This is a genomic window from Nostoc sp. KVJ3 (assembly GCF_026127265.1).
Taxonomy (GTDB): Bacteria; Cyanobacteriota; Cyanobacteriia; order Cyanobacteriales; family Nostocaceae; genus Nostoc.
Genome location: NZ_WWFG01000002.1, coordinates 2,459,392 through 2,476,522, shown reverse-complemented (window position 1 = coordinate 2,476,522; position 17,131 = coordinate 2,459,392). Strand labels below are relative to the sequence as shown.

The 17,131-nt window shown below is 39.1% G+C and carries 13 protein-coding genes and 2 pseudogenes; 3 read left to right on the top strand and 12 right to left on the bottom strand.

Annotation, left to right across the window (positions count from 1 at the left end; genetic code table 11):
- Nucleotides 1–80: 80 nt before the first annotated feature.
- From GTQ43_RS26545 to GTQ43_RS26500, 10 genes and pseudogenes are all read right to left on the bottom strand, one after another.
- Nucleotides 81–197: pseudogene (locus GTQ43_RS26545) on the bottom strand (HU family DNA-binding protein); the annotation flags it as partial.
- Nucleotides 198–283: 86 nt separating this feature from the next.
- Nucleotides 284–1,810 (bottom strand): adenylate/guanylate cyclase domain-containing protein, encoded by a 1,527-nt coding sequence (locus tag GTQ43_RS26540; RefSeq protein WP_265275675.1) that lies wholly within the window; start codon nucleotides 1,808–1,810, stop codon nucleotides 284–286.
- A 138-nt stretch (nucleotides 1,811–1,948) separates the two neighbouring features.
- On the bottom strand, nucleotides 1,949–2,974 hold the full coding sequence (locus GTQ43_RS26535; protein WP_265275674.1) for a chemotaxis response regulator protein-glutamate methylesterase: 1,026 nt from the start codon (nucleotides 2,972–2,974) through the stop codon (nucleotides 1,949–1,951).
- A 1-nt stretch (nucleotide 2,975) separates the two neighbouring features.
- The gene (locus tag GTQ43_RS26530) at nucleotides 2,976–5,990 is read right to left on the bottom strand and encodes a hybrid sensor histidine kinase/response regulator (RefSeq protein ID WP_265275673.1); all 3,015 of its coding nucleotides are present in this window, start codon (nucleotides 5,988–5,990) and stop codon (nucleotides 2,976–2,978) included.
- A 14-nt stretch (nucleotides 5,991–6,004) separates the two neighbouring features.
- A complete protein-coding gene (locus GTQ43_RS26525; protein ID WP_265275672.1) occupies nucleotides 6,005–6,748 on the bottom strand; it encodes a chemotaxis protein CheW in 744 nt (247 codons plus the stop codon).
- A gap of 16 nt (nucleotides 6,749–6,764) precedes the next feature.
- Nucleotides 6,765–8,354 carry a methyl-accepting chemotaxis protein gene (locus tag GTQ43_RS26520; RefSeq protein ID WP_265276555.1) on the bottom strand — a complete coding sequence of 530 codons (1,590 nt, stop codon included), beginning with the start codon at nucleotides 8,352–8,354 and terminating at the stop codon, nucleotides 6,765–6,767.
- A 30-nt stretch (nucleotides 8,355–8,384) separates the two neighbouring features.
- Nucleotides 8,385–9,734, bottom strand: coding sequence for a CheR family methyltransferase (locus tag GTQ43_RS26515; RefSeq protein WP_265275671.1), 1,350 nt, complete (start codon nucleotides 9,732–9,734; stop codon nucleotides 8,385–8,387).
- Nucleotides 9,735–9,741: 7 nt separating this feature from the next.
- On the bottom strand, nucleotides 9,742–10,200 hold the full coding sequence (locus GTQ43_RS26510) for a chemotaxis protein CheW (protein ID WP_265275670.1): 459 nt from the start codon (nucleotides 10,198–10,200) through the stop codon (nucleotides 9,742–9,744).
- A gap of 76 nt (nucleotides 10,201–10,276) precedes the next feature.
- A complete protein-coding gene (locus GTQ43_RS26505) occupies nucleotides 10,277–11,389 on the bottom strand; it encodes a hypothetical protein (RefSeq protein WP_265275668.1) in 1,113 nt (370 codons plus the stop codon).
- Between the two features lie 542 nt (nucleotides 11,390–11,931).
- Nucleotides 11,932–12,554 (bottom strand): annotated as a pseudogene (locus GTQ43_RS26500) (IS1 family transposase).
- Nucleotides 12,555–12,867: 313 nt separating this feature from the next.
- On the opposite strand from GTQ43_RS26500, the gene GTQ43_RS26495 reads away from it, so the two are divergent.
- Nucleotides 12,868–13,149, top strand: a complete 282-nt coding sequence (locus tag GTQ43_RS26495) for a Nif11-like leader peptide family natural product precursor (RefSeq protein WP_265275667.1) — start codon at nucleotides 12,868–12,870, stop codon at nucleotides 13,147–13,149.
- Nucleotides 13,150–13,196: 47 nt separating this feature from the next.
- Here the strand turns inward: GTQ43_RS26495 and GTQ43_RS26490 are convergent, their stop codons facing one another.
- Nucleotides 13,197–13,583, bottom strand: coding sequence for a hypothetical protein (locus GTQ43_RS26490; RefSeq protein WP_265275666.1), 387 nt, complete (start codon nucleotides 13,581–13,583; stop codon nucleotides 13,197–13,199).
- A 41-nt stretch (nucleotides 13,584–13,624) separates the two neighbouring features.
- Here GTQ43_RS26490 and GTQ43_RS26485 point away from each other — a divergent pair, with 41 nt between their 5' ends.
- Nucleotides 13,625–15,127 carry a methyltransferase domain-containing protein gene (locus tag GTQ43_RS26485; RefSeq protein ID WP_265275665.1) on the top strand — a complete coding sequence of 501 codons (1,503 nt, stop codon included), beginning with the start codon at nucleotides 13,625–13,627 and terminating at the stop codon, nucleotides 15,125–15,127.
- Between the two features lie 247 nt (nucleotides 15,128–15,374).
- On the opposite strand, the gene GTQ43_RS26480 is transcribed toward GTQ43_RS26485, so the two are convergent.
- On the bottom strand, nucleotides 15,375–16,058 hold the full coding sequence (locus GTQ43_RS26480) for a formyltransferase family protein (RefSeq protein WP_265275664.1): 684 nt from the start codon (nucleotides 16,056–16,058) through the stop codon (nucleotides 15,375–15,377).
- 655 nt (nucleotides 16,059–16,713) lie between these two features.
- On the opposite strand from GTQ43_RS26480, the gene GTQ43_RS26475 reads away from it, so the two are divergent.
- On the top strand, nucleotides 16,714–17,001 hold the full coding sequence (locus GTQ43_RS26475; protein WP_265275663.1) for a Nif11 family protein: 288 nt from the start codon (nucleotides 16,714–16,716) through the stop codon (nucleotides 16,999–17,001).
- Nucleotides 17,002–17,131 lie beyond the last annotated feature (130 nt).

The window sequence follows — 17,131 nt, the reverse complement described above, 5'->3', positions numbered from 1 at the left end:
GTGGACAAGGCGATCGCACTGAGTCGCCTTTTCCTCTAAGAAACTGATCTCTTCCCCCACCTCTCTGATTCAGCCTGTGGTTATGGTGCTACTTTTTCTTTAAACTGTTTCCCAGCAGAAAACGCAGCCACTTTGGTAGCTGGAATAGTCATTGGCTCATTGGTTTTGGGATTACGCCCTTCGCCTTCTGAGCGATCGCTCTCTTACTGTCCACTGAGAGCCTTAAAATTTGGTATTTGAGAATATAATATTAATAAACATTTAATTGTAAACATACAAATACTTACTTCTCAGTAAAACGCCAAACACCATCCCATTTGTCTAGAATATTATCTGATTGCAAAAGATAATTGACTCGGCTCAGATATAAATCAGCAGTTTTATCAGCAGAATTGACACTTAAAACTTTTTCAAAATAAACCTTTGCCTGTTCAAAGCTACCTTGACGATAATAATCTAAAGCTTGCTCAAAATCCGGCTGAGACTTGAGCTTTAAAAATTTAATTTCATCAATTTCGGCATCGAGAATTTCATAAACAGAAATCGGCTCATTTCGTCCTTTAACAACAACTCGATCTAAAAAGCGAATTTGATATTTTGTCGAATTACTTAGATGCTCTAATGTCTGCTCAGAAATGAGCAGAGATACACCATAAAACTTAGTTAAACCTTCTAACCTAGCTGTTAAATTAACATTGTCAGAAAAAGCATCACCCTGCATCCGGTTTTCTTCACCAACCATCCCTAACATCATCTGACCAACATGAATACCAATACCAATTTTTAGAGGTAAGTAACCTTTTTCTAGACGTTGCTCATTGTATTCATAAACCCGTTTTTGTTTAGCAACACCAGCAGCTACAGCATCATCAGCACCTTCAGGAAAAACTGCCATCATTCCATCACCTAGAAATTTGACAATAATACCGTAATGAGAGCGGATTTCTGGACTGACGCGCTTAAGATAGGCATTAACAAAGTTAAAATTATCTTGAGGAGTCATATTTTCAGAGATGGTTGTGAAAGACCGAATATCACTAAACATTACCGCCATAACTTTGCTAACATGGTCGCCTAACTGGACATCTGTAATCTTTTCTTTTCGTAAGAATCGTAAATATTCGTGAGGAACAAATCGCCCGTAAGCTTTGAGAAGAGATTCTAATTGAGTATTAGCAGTTATTAATTCCTTCTCCCGTGCTTTCACAGTTTTCACCATATTAGTAAAAACCCGTGCCAGTTGTCCAAGCTCGTCGCTACGTTTAGCAACCTCTGTTAATTTATCTGGTTGAAAAGCATCGCGTTCCACGTCAGAAGCCGCAGATGTCACCCGATCTACCTCCTCAATATATGCTGCTTGACGCATAATTTCCTCTTTAAATAGAGCTTCTGCTTCTTGTCGTTTGAGAAAATTTATATATGCTTTGGAATGGTAGCGAATGCGGGCAATTAGCTCCATATTGTTAGGCAACTTTACCAGATAGTCATTTGCTCCTAATTCAAATGCTTTCGCTTTGATAACTGGTTCTTCTTTACTAGATAAAACAATTAGCGGAATATGGCAGGTAGGCGAATCTTGAGAGCGGAGATACCGTACTAACAGTAACCCTTCCATTTGTGGCATCACAAGGTCTTGCAAAATCACGGTTGGGTTGCAATCTTTAGCTGCCTTGAGAGCGAGTGTAGGGTTACAACAATAGCGAAATACAATGTCTGGTTCAACCGCTAGCATTCGAGAAATAGCTTCGCCGATTATGGATTGGTCGTCAATTAGTAAAACGGTTATTTTTTCGTCTATTGTAGATGTCATAGAAGTTAGGGATTTCCAAGAAATAAATTATTCAATAAAGCGAACCACAGAGGCGCAGAGGTCACAGAGAAAGAAGAAGAGATATGAGATTTTTGGATGTTTTTTAATTTGGAAGTCACTTATATATCGGAGAGAATTTTAATTTTTTTTCAGCAAGGTTGTAGCAATATCATCTAGTGGTAATACCTCCACAGCAGCATCTAACTCAACAGCCGCTTTAGGCATACCATACACCACACAACTGGCTTTGTCTTGGGCGATTGTATGCCAACCTCGCAGTCGTAAAGCACTTAATCCCTCAGCCCCATCTCGCCCCATACCAGTGAGCAAAATAGCCGTTCCCTGACGCTTCCAGTGTTGAGACAGACTTTTGAAAAATACATCAACTGATGGACGGTAAGGATAGTCAACTGGGTTTTTAGTATAACCAAGAGTTAAATCTGGCTTTAAATATAGATGATCATTAGTACCCGCTACTATTACAATTCCTGAACGAAAGCGATCGCCTTTTTCTGCCAATCTAACCGATAATGGAGTTTGCTGGTCTAACCATTCCACAAAACCAGTTGAAAACTGAGCATCAACGTGTTGGATAATGGCGATCGCTGCATTAAAATTAGCAGGTAGCTTTGATAAAATAGCTGCTAAAGCTTTTGGGCCTCCCGTCGATGAGCCAATAACTACTAAAGGAACTGTCAAAGATAAATCACTTTGTCGTTCATGATTCAGAGATGAAGCAGGTAACTTTGTCTTTGTACTGACAGAAGATTTTTTTAACGTTTTACCAATCCGAGCGATTTTGGTTAACAACTGACTTTCACTCTGGGCTTTATCTGAGCCAGCTACAACAGGTGTATTCACTGCATCTACTGCACCGTAACCCATCGCTTCATACACCTTGGTAACATTCTGCTCGGCATTGGCTGTGACTACAATAATGGCACAGGGAGAGTTTTGCATAATCCGTTTCGTTGCTTCTACCCCATCCATTACGGGCATCAACAAATCCATTAAAATTAAATCGGGTGTATCCTCGGCGCATTTAGTAACCGCTTCTGCACCATTACGGGCAACCCAAACCACTTGATACTCAGGATATGTCTGCAATACCCGGCGTAATGCTGTGACTGCAATTGTTAAGTCGTTAACGATCGCTATTCTCATATTAACGACCAATTAAATCAACTACAGCATCAATCAACGTTGAATCATGAAAACTACTTTTTGTCAAGTAGTAATCAGCACCAGCTTCCAAACCCTGAATGCGGTCTTCAGTGCGATCGCGGTAAGAGACAATAATCACAGGTAGCGAGTGCAAGCGGGGATGACTTTTGATTTGCCGCACCAATTCAATACCATTCATTCTGGGCATATCAATATCGCTAATCACTAAATCGTAGTGGTTGGTACGTACAGCATTCCACCCCTCTACGCCATTAACAGCAATATCGACGTTGTAACCACGATTTTCTAACAGCTTGCGTTCCATTTCTCGTACCGTAATTGAATCATCTACCACCAAAATTTTCTGACGCTTATCTAAAGTTACTGTTGTCTCTACCCCAACTTTATTTAGTTGTCCGATATTGAGAATGGCATCTATTGTCCTCACCATATCTGAAACATCTACAATCAAAACAGGTGAGCCATCTCCTAATAAAGATGTCGCACTAATATCTCGCACTTTACCTAAACGCGGGTCGAGGGGTCTAACAACTAAATCGCGTTCACCTAAAAACTTGTCTACCACCAATCCATAGATACTAGCTTGGTCACTAATTATTACTACTGAGAGTAAGCCAGACAATTCCTTAGATGCCGATAATTCTAATACTTGATGGGCAGCAATTAATCCAATATTTTGTTGATTCATGGTAAAATATTGGCGATTTTCAACCTCGGCAATTTCTGATTGTTCCAATGTAATAATTTGCTCAATCCTGGCTAAAGGAACAGCATAGGGTTTACCAGAAATTTCTACCAACAGCGTTCGCACAACCGAAAGCGTTAGCGGCAGTTGGAAATGAAAACTTGTTCCTTTTCCAGCAAGTGAAGCTGCACGTACCGTTCCTCCCACCTCCTGCGCCATGCTTTTGGCAATATCCAACCCTACACCCCGTCCAGAAATTTCTGTTACTTGCTTGGCAGTGGAAAATCCTGGTAAAAATAGAAACTCCATCAATTCTGCATCTGTAAATTGAGTTGCCATTTCTGAAGTTGCGAGGTTTTTGTTAATAATTTTCTGACGTAAATTTTCTGAATTAATACCTCGTCCATCATCGGATATAGTAATTGCTAACATCCCCCCGCGATGAAATGCCTCTAAGCGGATTGTGCCTTCAGACGGCTTTCCTACTGCTATTCGTTCTTGCGGTAACTCAATTCCGTGGTCAGTCGCATTTCGCAAGATGTGCGTCAAAGGTGCTTCCAACTTCTTGAGAATATCTCGGTCTACAGATGTTGCTTTCCCGACAATTTCTAACTTGACTTCCTTATTTAACTTGCGTGCTAAATCACGAATCATCCGAGGAAAACCTTGGATACCATCTGCAAACGGACGCATATTGGAAGTAATCACTTCTCGGTAAAGGCGGTCAGATAAATTTGCAGTTCGTTGTGCGTATAATTCTAATTCATTGAGGCGATCGCTCAACAAGTTAACGCACTCCTGTTCTTTGTGTCTTGCTTCTTCTAGATACTGTTTTCCATCTTGTTCATAATTACCCTGATCTAGAGTATCCTGTAATCTTTCTAAAGTTCTCGACAACTCTACCAAACGCCATTTTAAGGACATCATCGAATCTGCATGGGGTTGCAACCAATTAGCTTCAATTAAAGATTCCCCAGCTAAACCCATAATCCGGTTTAAGTTTTCTGCATTTACCCGCACTACCCGATCTTGTGCTGGCATTTGTTCAGATGCAGATGTTGCTAGACTCTTTTCCTGGGAAGAAAAAGATACTGATGCTGCTTGATGATTAGGTAACTCTGGCGAGGGAGACTGATTTAAGGATGTGGTAGCTGATGGAATTAAATCAGGAGTGACTTGGCTCAAATTTGGAGATGCAGATATTGCTGTGTTCGTCTCTTTCTTCTTCACCTCGGCTACTGGTAAAGGTGCAACTTGCGGATTCAAAATTGCAGTGACAGATGATTGTGCCAGGGTAAAAGCTGCATTCTGATTTGCCAACCAATTAGGCAACTCTGCATGACTTACTTGGCTGATGCCTTGTAATAAATCCACTGCTTCCAAAAGGATATCAACGTGGTCAGAATTCAGCGTAATTTTTTTATTTTGGGCTGCAACAAAACAGTCCTCCATAACGTGAGCTAAGTTGACTACTACATCAAGACCAACAATCCTAGCAGATCCTTTTATTGAGTGAGCCGCGCGCATTAAAGTTTCTAATGCCTGAGCAGATTTAGGATTGTTTTCCAATGCTAGCAATCCCTCATTCATCAGATTAACCTGCGTCTCCAATTCCAAGCGAAATAAGTCCATCATGGAACCGTCATCGCTCACTGTAGTAGTTAAATTCTCGGATGCAGATACAGTGATGGGAGGGATTTCTTGAGTAGAAGCATTAGAGATAACTGATATACTTTGTACTTCTGACCAAGGATTAAGCGTAACGTTGATTTCCGGTTCCAGTTCTTGAACAGAACTAATAGATGATTGACTGACTACCTCGGTTGTAATTACTGCTGACTCTGAAGATGAAAAAGTTGATAAAGGAGATATATTAGTTGCTATTTCCTGTTTTTGAAAAGACACATTTGTTGTTCCAGATGTCAATAAAATTGAGATAGATTTTTGAGTTGTTGAAAGTTCCCAAGAATGTTCTGACATCCAACGTTCAAATTCTACTTCTGCTGCTTTGCCAATACTCAAGAGTAAATGGCTGGCATGAAGTAAGAGTTCAATTTGTTCTTCACCGAGAATAACAGTACTGTTTTGGGCAGCAATAAAGCACTCCTTCATAATTTGTGCTAAATTAGCAGCCGCTTCTCTTTCAACTAATTTGGCACTTCCCCAGATAGAGTGTACTGATTGAGTAGCCTGTTCCAGATCGGTTAAAGAGGATGGTTGAGTTCTGAGTGTATTTAAAGATTCTTTCAGGATGGATACCTGAGTCTCAATTTCCTGGCAAAATAAATCTAATAGATTGTAATTATTCATCTCATCTGCACCCGCTATAAGATTTTACTATTGAGGGTGTAAAACAATAATTCCGAGTCAAGACAATTGACTTTCTTGCCCTGCCAATTAATGATGCCTTGGGTGTAAGATTGAGCGGCTTTGGCTATGACAACAGGTGCATCTCGTAACTCGTTGAGGTGAAAACGGTAAATACCGTAAACCTCATCAACTGGGAATACCCATTTTTCATTTTGATGTCCTGCTACCATCATTCTTTGTGAGTTTATAGGCAAGGTATTTGCAGGATTTTCTTCTACCGATTCTAAGTTCAATAAATTGCTCAGAGACGCACAAAGTAAAGTTTCTCCTCGAATATTCACTAGCCCCAAAAATAACTCGTTGCTTCGGTGGGGTAGAGGTTGAATCACACAAGGGTGAGTAACTTCTTGCAAAATTTTGGCACTTAAAGCTAATTGCTCATTCCCCAAACGAAAAATCATCACAGAAATAGCTGATGCTGTCTTAATGATGGTTTCATTGTTTTGGGTTTCCTCATCAACAGGTGTTTCTGCTAGTACACTAATCCACTCATCTACATAATTAAGTGGTGGCTGACGTTCTAACAAACTATCCCCAACCGCAGCAAAAACTTGACATTCATGACAATGAATGACATTTTTTAGCTCTGTACAGGAGCGATCGCCCATCACTCCAATTTTATTCCAGCAATCGTTTAAGACGGGACGATCAATTATTTGGCTCTCCCCAGCAGGTGAATTATGTAAATCGTTACTCATTGGTTATTTGCTCTGATTAATTTCTAGAGGAAATTGAGTGACGTAATCCTCTAGCAGCATCATCTAATTGCTCTAAGGCGTTATTAGTTTCACGCAAAGCATCCACTGTTTGCTCGGAAGCTTGGCTCAATTGCCCCATCGCCTCACTAATTTGCTGTGCGCCTTCGGATTGTTCTTCTATACTCTGGCTCACTTGCTCAAACCTGGGAGGTAGACTCTGTACTTTATTAATCACTTCGGCAACTTGGTAACTAATCTTGCTGACGCGCTCAACACTATCGCTTACCGATTTGTTAAATTTATCCATCTCCATCACGCCCACTGTGACTGCTGATTGCATATCTTTAACAATTTGCTCAATTTCCAGTGTGGCCACAGCTGTCTGATTAGCCAAGCGCCGAATTTCTCTAGCAACGACGGCAAATCCGGCTCCGTACTCTCCAGCTTTTTCGGCTTCAATTGCTGCGTTTAGCGACAAGATGCTAGTCTGATCCGCAACTTTGGTAATTGTTACCACCACATTGTTAATATTGCTGGCTTTATTATTCATCACTCCCAGCTTGGAAGAGATGGAGACGGTAGCTTCTGTGAGTTGTCGCATCACCCCTTCCATCTTTGAGAGTTCATCTTGGCTATGGTTTGCTGAGGTTGCTGTGGCTTGAGCCATTCCCGCCACCTGATCCATCGTTTTTACCAGTTCTTTAGAGGTGGCGGCAATTTCTAGAGCAGTTGCTGTGACTTCATTGGTGGAAGCAACTTGTTCTGCGACTGTAGCCTCTAATTCCTTACCGGATGCGGCGATTTGAGTGGTAGAGGTAGTAATTTGCACAACAGACTTTTGAATCTGACGAATTAAAGCTTGGCTGATAAACCGTCCTAAGATAATTGCGATCGCAGGCCCTAGTATCATTGCAACGACAGACCAGAATTTGGACTGATTACTATCTTGTTCCCCGTCTTTTTCAGCTTGAGTACCAGTATTCTCGTTAATTTTTAAGTCTGATAAAATTGACTCAGTTGCCGCTTCAAATGTCACGCGATTTAGTTTGGCGCGATCGCGGAGTTGATCGAAAGCATCTGCGGCTTTTTTAACAGTTATCATTTCTGGAGAAGCTCCCTGGTTTTGACTTAGAAGTTCTACCTCTCTGCTATAGGGATGAAAAATTCCGAAACTCTCAAATTGCTGATTGAGCTTGAGAAATTCCTCATGATCGTTTTTCCATTTACTCCAGTTTTCTTGGAGTTTTTTATAGACTCTATCTTCCTCGGCGCTTCGGGGAGTGGTTTCATATTCCTTAAATCCATCGTCAATCTGATCCCAAGCATTTTTAATTCGAGTTAATTCGGCAAGTCGTTCCTGTAGAGTCAATCCCGCAACTAATAAAGCCCGTTCTGAGGACTCAATTTGAGTTTGTCCTTCATTGACTTTCCACAACCCTACTAGGCTTGGCAAACTATTATTGCTTAACGTATCAATATTACTACTCAAGCGAAACGTCCCAATTAAACCAACCAGTGCCACAATCAAAACCAATGCCCCCATAAACATAAAGGCATTCATGATCCGACCTTGTAAGGATTGATCTTTAAACACATTACTCACCATCATTGTTTACCTGTCTTGTCATGTTGATAGTTAAAAATTTTGCTGTAGCTTCTGAATTCGCTCTCTCAGAATGGATGCACCAACTAAATCGCCACGATGTTCTTTTAAAAGAGCAAGGTGTATCAGTGCTTCGTAATCATTGGGATTTAAATAAAGTGCTTTTCGGAAAAATTGTTCAGCCTGAATGTAGTTCGCTTTTGCCTGATACAATGTCCCCAGTAAGGTATAAGCTTGGGCATTAGTAGAAGAAACACTTAACAAATATTCATTACAATATTTGATTGCAGCTTCTATCTGTCCTCCATCGGCTAATTGTTTAGCTAGTTCCAGACTTAAACTATTTTCTGGAATAGATAACTGAGTTTCTTTCAAAGATGGTTCTGTTTCTGAACTATTGGTAATATTTGACAAAAACGAGGTATTTTTTACCAGCCTTTCTGGTAAGCTGGGAGTAGAGTATAGGGGGTAAGAAATAGAAGAAGTTTCAGAGCTTACCTTTTTAGTTTGGCTATTCTGTTTTTTTGCTCCTCCGATATTTTCAACTTGGCGATTTTCAATTGGTGGATAATGCAAACTCTTACTTATCGTTCCTTCTGCCTTCTTCCTATAAACGGTGAAAGGTTGGCGAATCGAGCTAAAGAGATTACTAGGAACTTTTGCAGTTTCAGCAGATCCAACAAAGAGTAATCCATTGGGCAATAATAGGCGATTCAGAGTCTTTAAGACCTCAGTACAGGCAGAATCTTCCAGATATATCAACAAGTTGCGGCAAAATATTACATCATACTTTAGTTGCACATTAAAAAACATATTTATCAGATTTCCTTCCTTGAAATTCACTGCATTTCGCACCGATGGAGAGATTTCATATTTTTCTGATGTTTGCTTAAAATAGCGATTTCGATCAACCAACACTTCACCCCGAAATGAATTTTTACCATAAATTCCTTGCTGTGCTTTAGCGATCGCCTGTTTGCTAATATCAATGGCATCAATATGAAACTGTGAGGTGGATAAGCCTGTTTCCATAAGGGCGATAGCTATTGAATAAGGTTCTTCACCAGTGGAGCAAGGTACACTTAACAGACGCAGTGTGCCATGACCAGATTTAGTTAACCACTGTGTTTTCACAAAGTCGATCAGGAAATCAAATGATTTGCGATCGCGAAAAAAATATGTTTCTGGGACAACTATTTGTTCAACTAGTTCTGTAAATTCTTCTGAGGAAGTTTGTAAAAGTTGAAGATACTTTTTTAGGTCACTTAAACTACAAGCAGAGCAGCGATTCTCTACGGCTTTAGCAATTTTCCTCGAACCAATAATATTACAATCAACGCCAATCTTTTTACTTAAGAGTTTTTCAATATCTGTCAAGGACATCTGTACGCTATACTCCAGCTTCTAATAAATTAATCTGTTTCAAAATGCTAAGTAGGCGCTCTAAGTCAATATGTTGAATCATCCCTGATTCATCCATAATCATTTTTCCTAAATAGGGTGCTTCACTTGTTTGAATACCAGATGCTAAAAATTCGCTTGTTGATTTTTTTACTGTTTTAATGACTCGTTCTGCCATCAAGCCGACATACTTAAATTTGTCAGTTTCTTGAGCAGGATAACTAACAATAAAGACGCGGGTACTTAAGTAGGCTTGACTTGATGTTCCTCGAATTAATTGACAAAGGTCAATCACTGGAACAATTGCACCCCGATAATTAAATAATCCAGCTACATAATTTGGTACATGATGAACTTCTCTGTATGTTACTCTCGGAATCACTTCTACTACATAAGAACTTTCTATTGCATATACATTACTGCCGATATAGAAAAGTAACATTAACATAAGAGGTAATTAATAATTGCTATTTAGGTCTTAGCACATAATTTTGTAAGTTCATAGTGAATCATCTTGAAAAACCTCAGCGTACCTCTGCATTTAAAAATGCTAAAAAATGATTCCCCATCACCAATTCCAATTCAAAAAAATCAATCAACTCTTCCAAAGATGTATCTTCATCTGTAGGTGTAGTTAATTCGATCTCTTGAATTGTCTGGAAAGTTAAATGCTTAAAAGTTTCACAAGTCAAAATTGCCACTGCTTCTTTTGGAAGATTGGCAATTTCCTGGGGATAACGGATGAATCGAGATTTTGCAAAACTGACTTGAAAGCGAGCGCGTTTTAAAAGGCGTTGTCGGATGTTCTCATAAAGTTCTGGATTTTCTACAGCTAAAGTTGCAGCTGTTTGATTTAAAATAACAGGTATGACATCTGGATTCTCTTCTAAAAAAAGCAGTCTACCTTCCTGATTGTAAGCAGCTATGCCATCGATCCCTAATGAACCAATATCTGCAAGGGCAATGATATAAGCTACAATTGATAAATCTCTTGTTTGGTCGTAAAGGGCAGGTTGATAAATACCTTGGTCAGAGGGATCGTAGATGCAAATGGTAGCTTCGATAGCATCTTGAATAATCGATATATCTGCATCTGTAAATAGGACAGAATTATCAATACAATGCTCTTTTAACTGCTGATTTACTCCTTTTATATAATTTAATAGTTTTTCAAAAGTCAGATTTTCACTTACTCCAGGTTCACGCCGTCTAGAAGTATGAGGCTGGGTTTGGGGAACAAAAATCTGAATCATGTCATGAGCAACAGCACACAATTCTAGTAGCAGATTTATGCGTGTTATGTATTCTGGTGTAAGCTCGTTACCTAGTGACGCTTGCCAATAAGGACAAATTACCTGAAAAATGGCATTTGCTCGGCGCTGTACATGATTTAGATGTTCGCGGGTATGGTAGTAAAGCTGATTTTCAACAACTTCGCGGTCAAACTCCCCAAGTGCAAAGTTTTTTACTGTAGCAACCACTTCTGCAAAGGTGCTGGGAAGCCAAGCTAAGTTCTCTTCTGAATCTTCTTGGAAGTGCCTATTATTTTGGTTTAGTCGCTCATCTATAGACAATACTAACTCTCCTAATCCGTGTTTTTGAGAACTTTGATGCTCGACAACAGCTATTCTCTGCATGAAAAACATCGTTACGCTGTTGTCCTTGCTATTGTTCCCATTGGTAGGGGAATATCACATAATTTTATGAAATTTTTGTTAAGTTGTTTAATATACAGAGCAACTAAGTACAGAATGGCAGCAAGTTCGTAGGGAATCCTCTGAAAAAACTCTGCGTAGCTATGCGTTTTCCAGTCTGTGGCAAGCCGCAAAAGCGTCTACAGCGTCTCACTGCGTTTGAAAATAGCTACGAATTAATGCTTTGCTGTACTAAGTCCAAAGCTGAGATATATAGCCAATTTCATACTCGTTATGAGTACCAAGTAACATTACTAACCAGTTTTCTATTTTTAGGTTTTGAAAATCCGTATAGTCTATAATGTTATTTGTTACCAAAATTAGATTGTTAACTGAGCGATCGCTGCAATTTGCCCATCTGCAAAAGAAATGACTTTTACCTATTGTGGTCAATCTTGCCCGTTCCATAGCAAACCACTCAGCAGCTGCTACATCATAGGGAAAGATGGGAATTTTTTGTTTGGCGTTGCTGAGTGCGGTATGAATTAATCAAACACCAGGATAAAACGATACTTCAAGTAGTGAAGTAATAATCGAATAGAGTATTTCAGCATTTCTACGGACTTAGAATAACACAGTGTTTTTCGTTCGCGTAGCGTGCCGTAGGCTTTGCAGTCGTGCTAAATAATGACGTAAACGGGTGTTTTCACCTTCTACTCTAGTCATATAAATTTTACTCACAATCTGATCGCCTGAATCAATAAACTGAGGGTAAACATTAATCCGTCAGTAACATAAAAATAACAATTGCAGCAGCATACTATATCCCATAAAGGCTTGAAAGTTTCTGCGCTGTAGTCTCCCAACACCCAAGCCAAAATACCTTCTTGAAAATGATTTACTGCTGTCCATAGCCAAATTTTGTTTTTTTTGAGCTAACAAAAGTTTCTAATTCATCGAGTTCTCCAACTTCCAGAATTTCCTCGATTGGTGGTGCATCTGGTAAATTTTGACCCAGTTGTTTTACCCAACTAATAATTGTCGTGTGGTGGACTCCTTTAACTCTTTCAATAGCTCGAAAACCCATACCATTGAGATACATCCGAATACATTCTTCTTTTATCCCATTTCTACGGATATGATGAGAGCCACATTCAGGACAATTCATGTTTTAGCACCCTATATTCATACCTTATTATGCAACGCCACTTTTCAAACAACCTCTCAAGGGCGATCGCCTTCGTATCTCTGCACAACCTAAAATGCGATCGCACTTTCTCTAATTTTATTTCCATTCAATCGCCTTGAACTCACTTAGTTAAAACTCTAAAAATTGCATCAAGTGCGACAGAATTATTCACCAGCAATCCCATCAGAATCCTCAGATTTGATCCAGTGTAAATACAGTTGTGTGTGAATAACATATCACTCTATTCTTGAAGAATCAGATAAACAATCATTTATTTAAAGGTAGAAATCAAATGAGTCAACAAGCTTTAGAATTTTTCACCAAAGTAAATACAGACGCAGCTTTGCAACAAGAGGTAAACACAGCCCTAGAAGGCAAAGAAGATATGGAAGCAGCTAACGCCTTTGTCTGGGTGGGAGCAAAGCATGGGTATGAGTTTACAGCCGAAGAAGCTGCCGCAAAGTATCAAGAAATCATTGCAGCCGCCGACGAGGAACTGGAAGAAGAGGCTTTGGAAAAGGTGGCGGGAGGAAAACCGGGGCAAGGGTTGGGGGTGCAGACATATGCTCAATAGATGAGATGAGGAGTAGTTTCGTCTCGTCCTAGAATCATCAACACATTTCAGGTAAGATTTTTGAAACCAACTGCCCTTACCCGCCCGTAAAACGCTTGATTTGCCAGGATAAACTGTTCCACAATAGCCTGTTCAACGGCTTTTTTCGATATCTGGTACTGAGAAAAGGAAAAACCAGCGAGTAACTTGTTTCCCCAGTGAGATTTTTTACCTGCTGGTTTCTTTTTCCCCTTGTATTTCTGACAGAAACCCCGATATCTCTGGGCGTATTCCTCTAAACTCTTACCCAACTGCAAAAATGCGGGATGCCACTGAGTTAAATCATCATCAGTCAAACGACATTGCCGTTGCGCGAGATTAAATTCCCGGTTATTGCAACGAATAGTGATGTGGTAGCAGTATCCTGGTTGTAAATTGCGAGGTTTGCGGGGCATCTGTCAACACTATTAAAACTTTATCTTCAACAATAAATTAAATGTCAGCAGAATTTTTACTTTCATTCAACAAAGACGTTCTCCTAATTGCACCCAACGAAAGCGAACAAATAACCCTTGTATCAGGAGAGCGCCAACTCACTTTTAAAAATGCTCAACCAGGGCTAATCTATGCCCTAGAATCTTTAAAAAAAGCCGAAATTACAGCCGCCGAACTTAAACAATTTGTATTGGATAAAGATGGTTTTGAAGCAAGAATAAAATTTATTCACCATCTCAAAAAGCTAATTAATCTTGGCTGGATTAGCCATTACTTAGTCGTCGATGGAGATAAAATTGCCACAGCGATTCCCGTTACTAGCAATTATGAATTTCCCCAACTAAAAGTAGCACCAGAAAATAAATACATCCTCTCTCGCTTCGCTGTTTCCCACCAAAATCAGGGAAAAATCATCTTAAAATCCTCTTATTCTCCCGCAGAAATTGTCCTCGACTGGCGCGGAGGAGCATTAGTTTCTTTACTCAGTATTCCCCAAACTCTTGATCAAATATCTGCCCAAATTCCGGGAATTTCACCAAAAGTAATTGAGCCATTTCTCAGCTTACTTTTAGGTCATGCAATGCTGGCAGAAGTGCAAGCAAATGGTGAAATTGTCGAGGCATTCACTAAAAATCAAAAACGAAAAAATGCGAATGATTATAAGTGGCTAATTCCCCGTCACTTCACTTCCAAACCTACTGAACAAGAAAAACTTTCCTGGGACGAAATTCACAAAGACTACGAAAAGCATATCTTCAGTGTCACGCCAGACACAAACCTTTGTGAAGCCATTATACATCCTTCAGTGCGAGTGCCTAATTTTGATATTCCTAACTCACCTGATATTCAAGTTTTAATTCCTGGCTGTGGTTCTGAAGTTTATATACAAAAAAAATTACTAGAATTTTGTCCGAAGATTCAACAAATTTTTTGTACTGACTTTTCCTCAAATGCGATTAGTAAAGGTCAAGAAAATTTGCAAGAATTTTCTAGAAAGTTGAACCTAAAAGCAGACCAATTCGTTTTTGAAGAAGCTGATTCCACCAAATTAACAGAACAAAAGTCTGATTGGAAAAGTAAATTTGATTATGTAATCGTTGTCAATGCCGTAGTTTCTGATGATGATCTAAAAAACCGTCAAATGATTCGAGAATTTTATCAGGTTCTTAAACCAGGTGGTAAAATCTATGGCTTTTTTCCAACCATTTACTGTGACTTAGAAATAGCTTATTTAGATTCCTCTAAATCCCATTGGTTAACTGATAGTATTATTAACTTAACCGATAGTGCTAATTATTACCACAAAAATCGCTATAATCGTCAAATTCTTTACACACCTTTGCGGTTAAACCGGATTTTTCAAGAAGCAGGTTTTCAGCGATTGGGGTTTGAAGTTTTCTTTAATGATTCTGATAACACCGCCAATAACTATCGAGAAAAGTTAGAAATTAACGATTTAGATATTGTTCATTGGCAATTTTTAGTTAGATATCAAAAACCCTAAAGTGCCGATTACTTGTTCAAGTTATCAGAAATCTAGGGAGTTGGGGTAGCCTGTGCATCAGCACTGATCGCACTACCAGGGTATGAGTAGTAGTCTGTCAATAAATAATTGATGGATAAATTCGCTGTAGAGACGGCGATTTATCGCGTCTCTCTAACCGTCAAAATGAATTTGACAGACTACTAGCTGCTTATCTAAATTGCTGGGAAGACCCCTGCTATATCGCTTCCGTTAGTAGGGGATGATGTCAATTTTTAACCTGTTTGCGCGATCGCTGCTGAGAGAGACGCATCCAGAAATCCCCCTGCGAAATAGCTTCGGCTTTTTTGGTACTATCTAACTTTGATTGAATCGCTTCACGTAGTTCTCGAATCGGTGTATCCTCTGAGCTATTTTTCAAAACATCTTGGAAGGGAATAATATCTTTCAGAGTGTGGCAGCTTCCTTGACCTATTTGAGGATATCTTTGATTTTTACCCTCTCTAATTAAAGGCCAAGTTTCTGTGAACACTTCCACAAGTGCCTCTATAGTTGCCCAATAGGTTTGATTAAGCGTCATCCCATCGTGTAACAAATCAAGTTTTTTCTGGGCTATGATATCTCCTGTATCAATGCCAGCATCAATATAGTGCATAGTTACACCTTTAGGACTATCGGTTAACCAACTCCAGAAATTAGGGACTGGGCCTCGATTCCAAGGTAAGTAGCTTGCATGTAAATTGATAATTGGGCAATATTCAATTACTGAAGGGGGAAAAATGTAATTGTATCCAAAAGAAATTATAAAATTTATTTTCTCAACTCTCAAAAAATCAACCGTAATTTTTCCTTTGGCTAAATCCCAAACTATAATTTCATCATCGTATTTTTTCATGGCTGACAATATTTTTTCTGAGAATGCGCTTGCCACCAAAATTCTCAAATTAGTCATACATTGATATCTATATCGCCACTGCTAGATTTTGTATTACATAAATACTATACTATCAATATTTATGAAATAATTCAGTGAAAATACTGCTAATTTACTAAGGACTTTTGAAGAATAAACAAACCTCAAACTCTTGTAGGCAATGAAAATATAGTCAATATCCGAAAATAGCTCAAACTAAGATATATCTACAAACCAAATAAAAAAAAGTTAAAATTTCTCTGTATATAGATATGAGGCATTTTTTTGGTGTTTGTTGTCTAAGAGGATATTCGAAAAGTCCTTTTCTTAGTAGCAAAACGTTTTAGATCCCCCTAAATCCCCCGATAAATTGGGGGACTTTGATTCCAGTTCCCCCCTTTTTAAGGGGGGTTAGGGGGGATCAACAAGTGCCTAAAGCCACAGCTAAATACTTTTCAAACAACCTCTAAGTCCCACTAAGGCATTATGTAAAAATTAAGTTGTACAAAATTTTATTTGGAATAGCTTGCTAAATTTAGCTTTCACATAAAAATTGTTCAGGTTATTTGTACAGAAATCCTAATTAAATCAGAATTTTCATCATTGATTAAGAGTAAATACTGATTACTCTGGACAATGTCTCACGATATTCTTGGATCATGAAAACAATTATTTGTCTAAAAGGAAAAATCAAATGAGTAAACAATCTTGTGCAGAATTTTTCGCCAAAGTTAATACTGATATTGCTTTGCAACAGGACTTCCTCAAAGCTATAGAAGGCAAAGAAGATGAGTCAATGATGATGGATGCTGCTCACTCTGTTGCAGAAGTAGGAATGAAATATGGCTACGAGTTTACACCCCAAGAAGCCGTAGATCAATATTTAGAAATCATGGAGAAAGCCGCAGCGATGGGTGTGGAAGGGGAACTATCTGATGAGGCATTGGAGTTGGTGGCAGGAGGGATGTTTAAAATGAGATAATAATTACTACAGGGGTAGTCCCAATGTCGTCCCAGAATCATAACACAGCGCGGGTAGGATTTTTGAAACCAACCGTTCTTGCCAGCCCATCAAACCCTTGATTCGCCAGGATAAACTGCTCCACAACTGC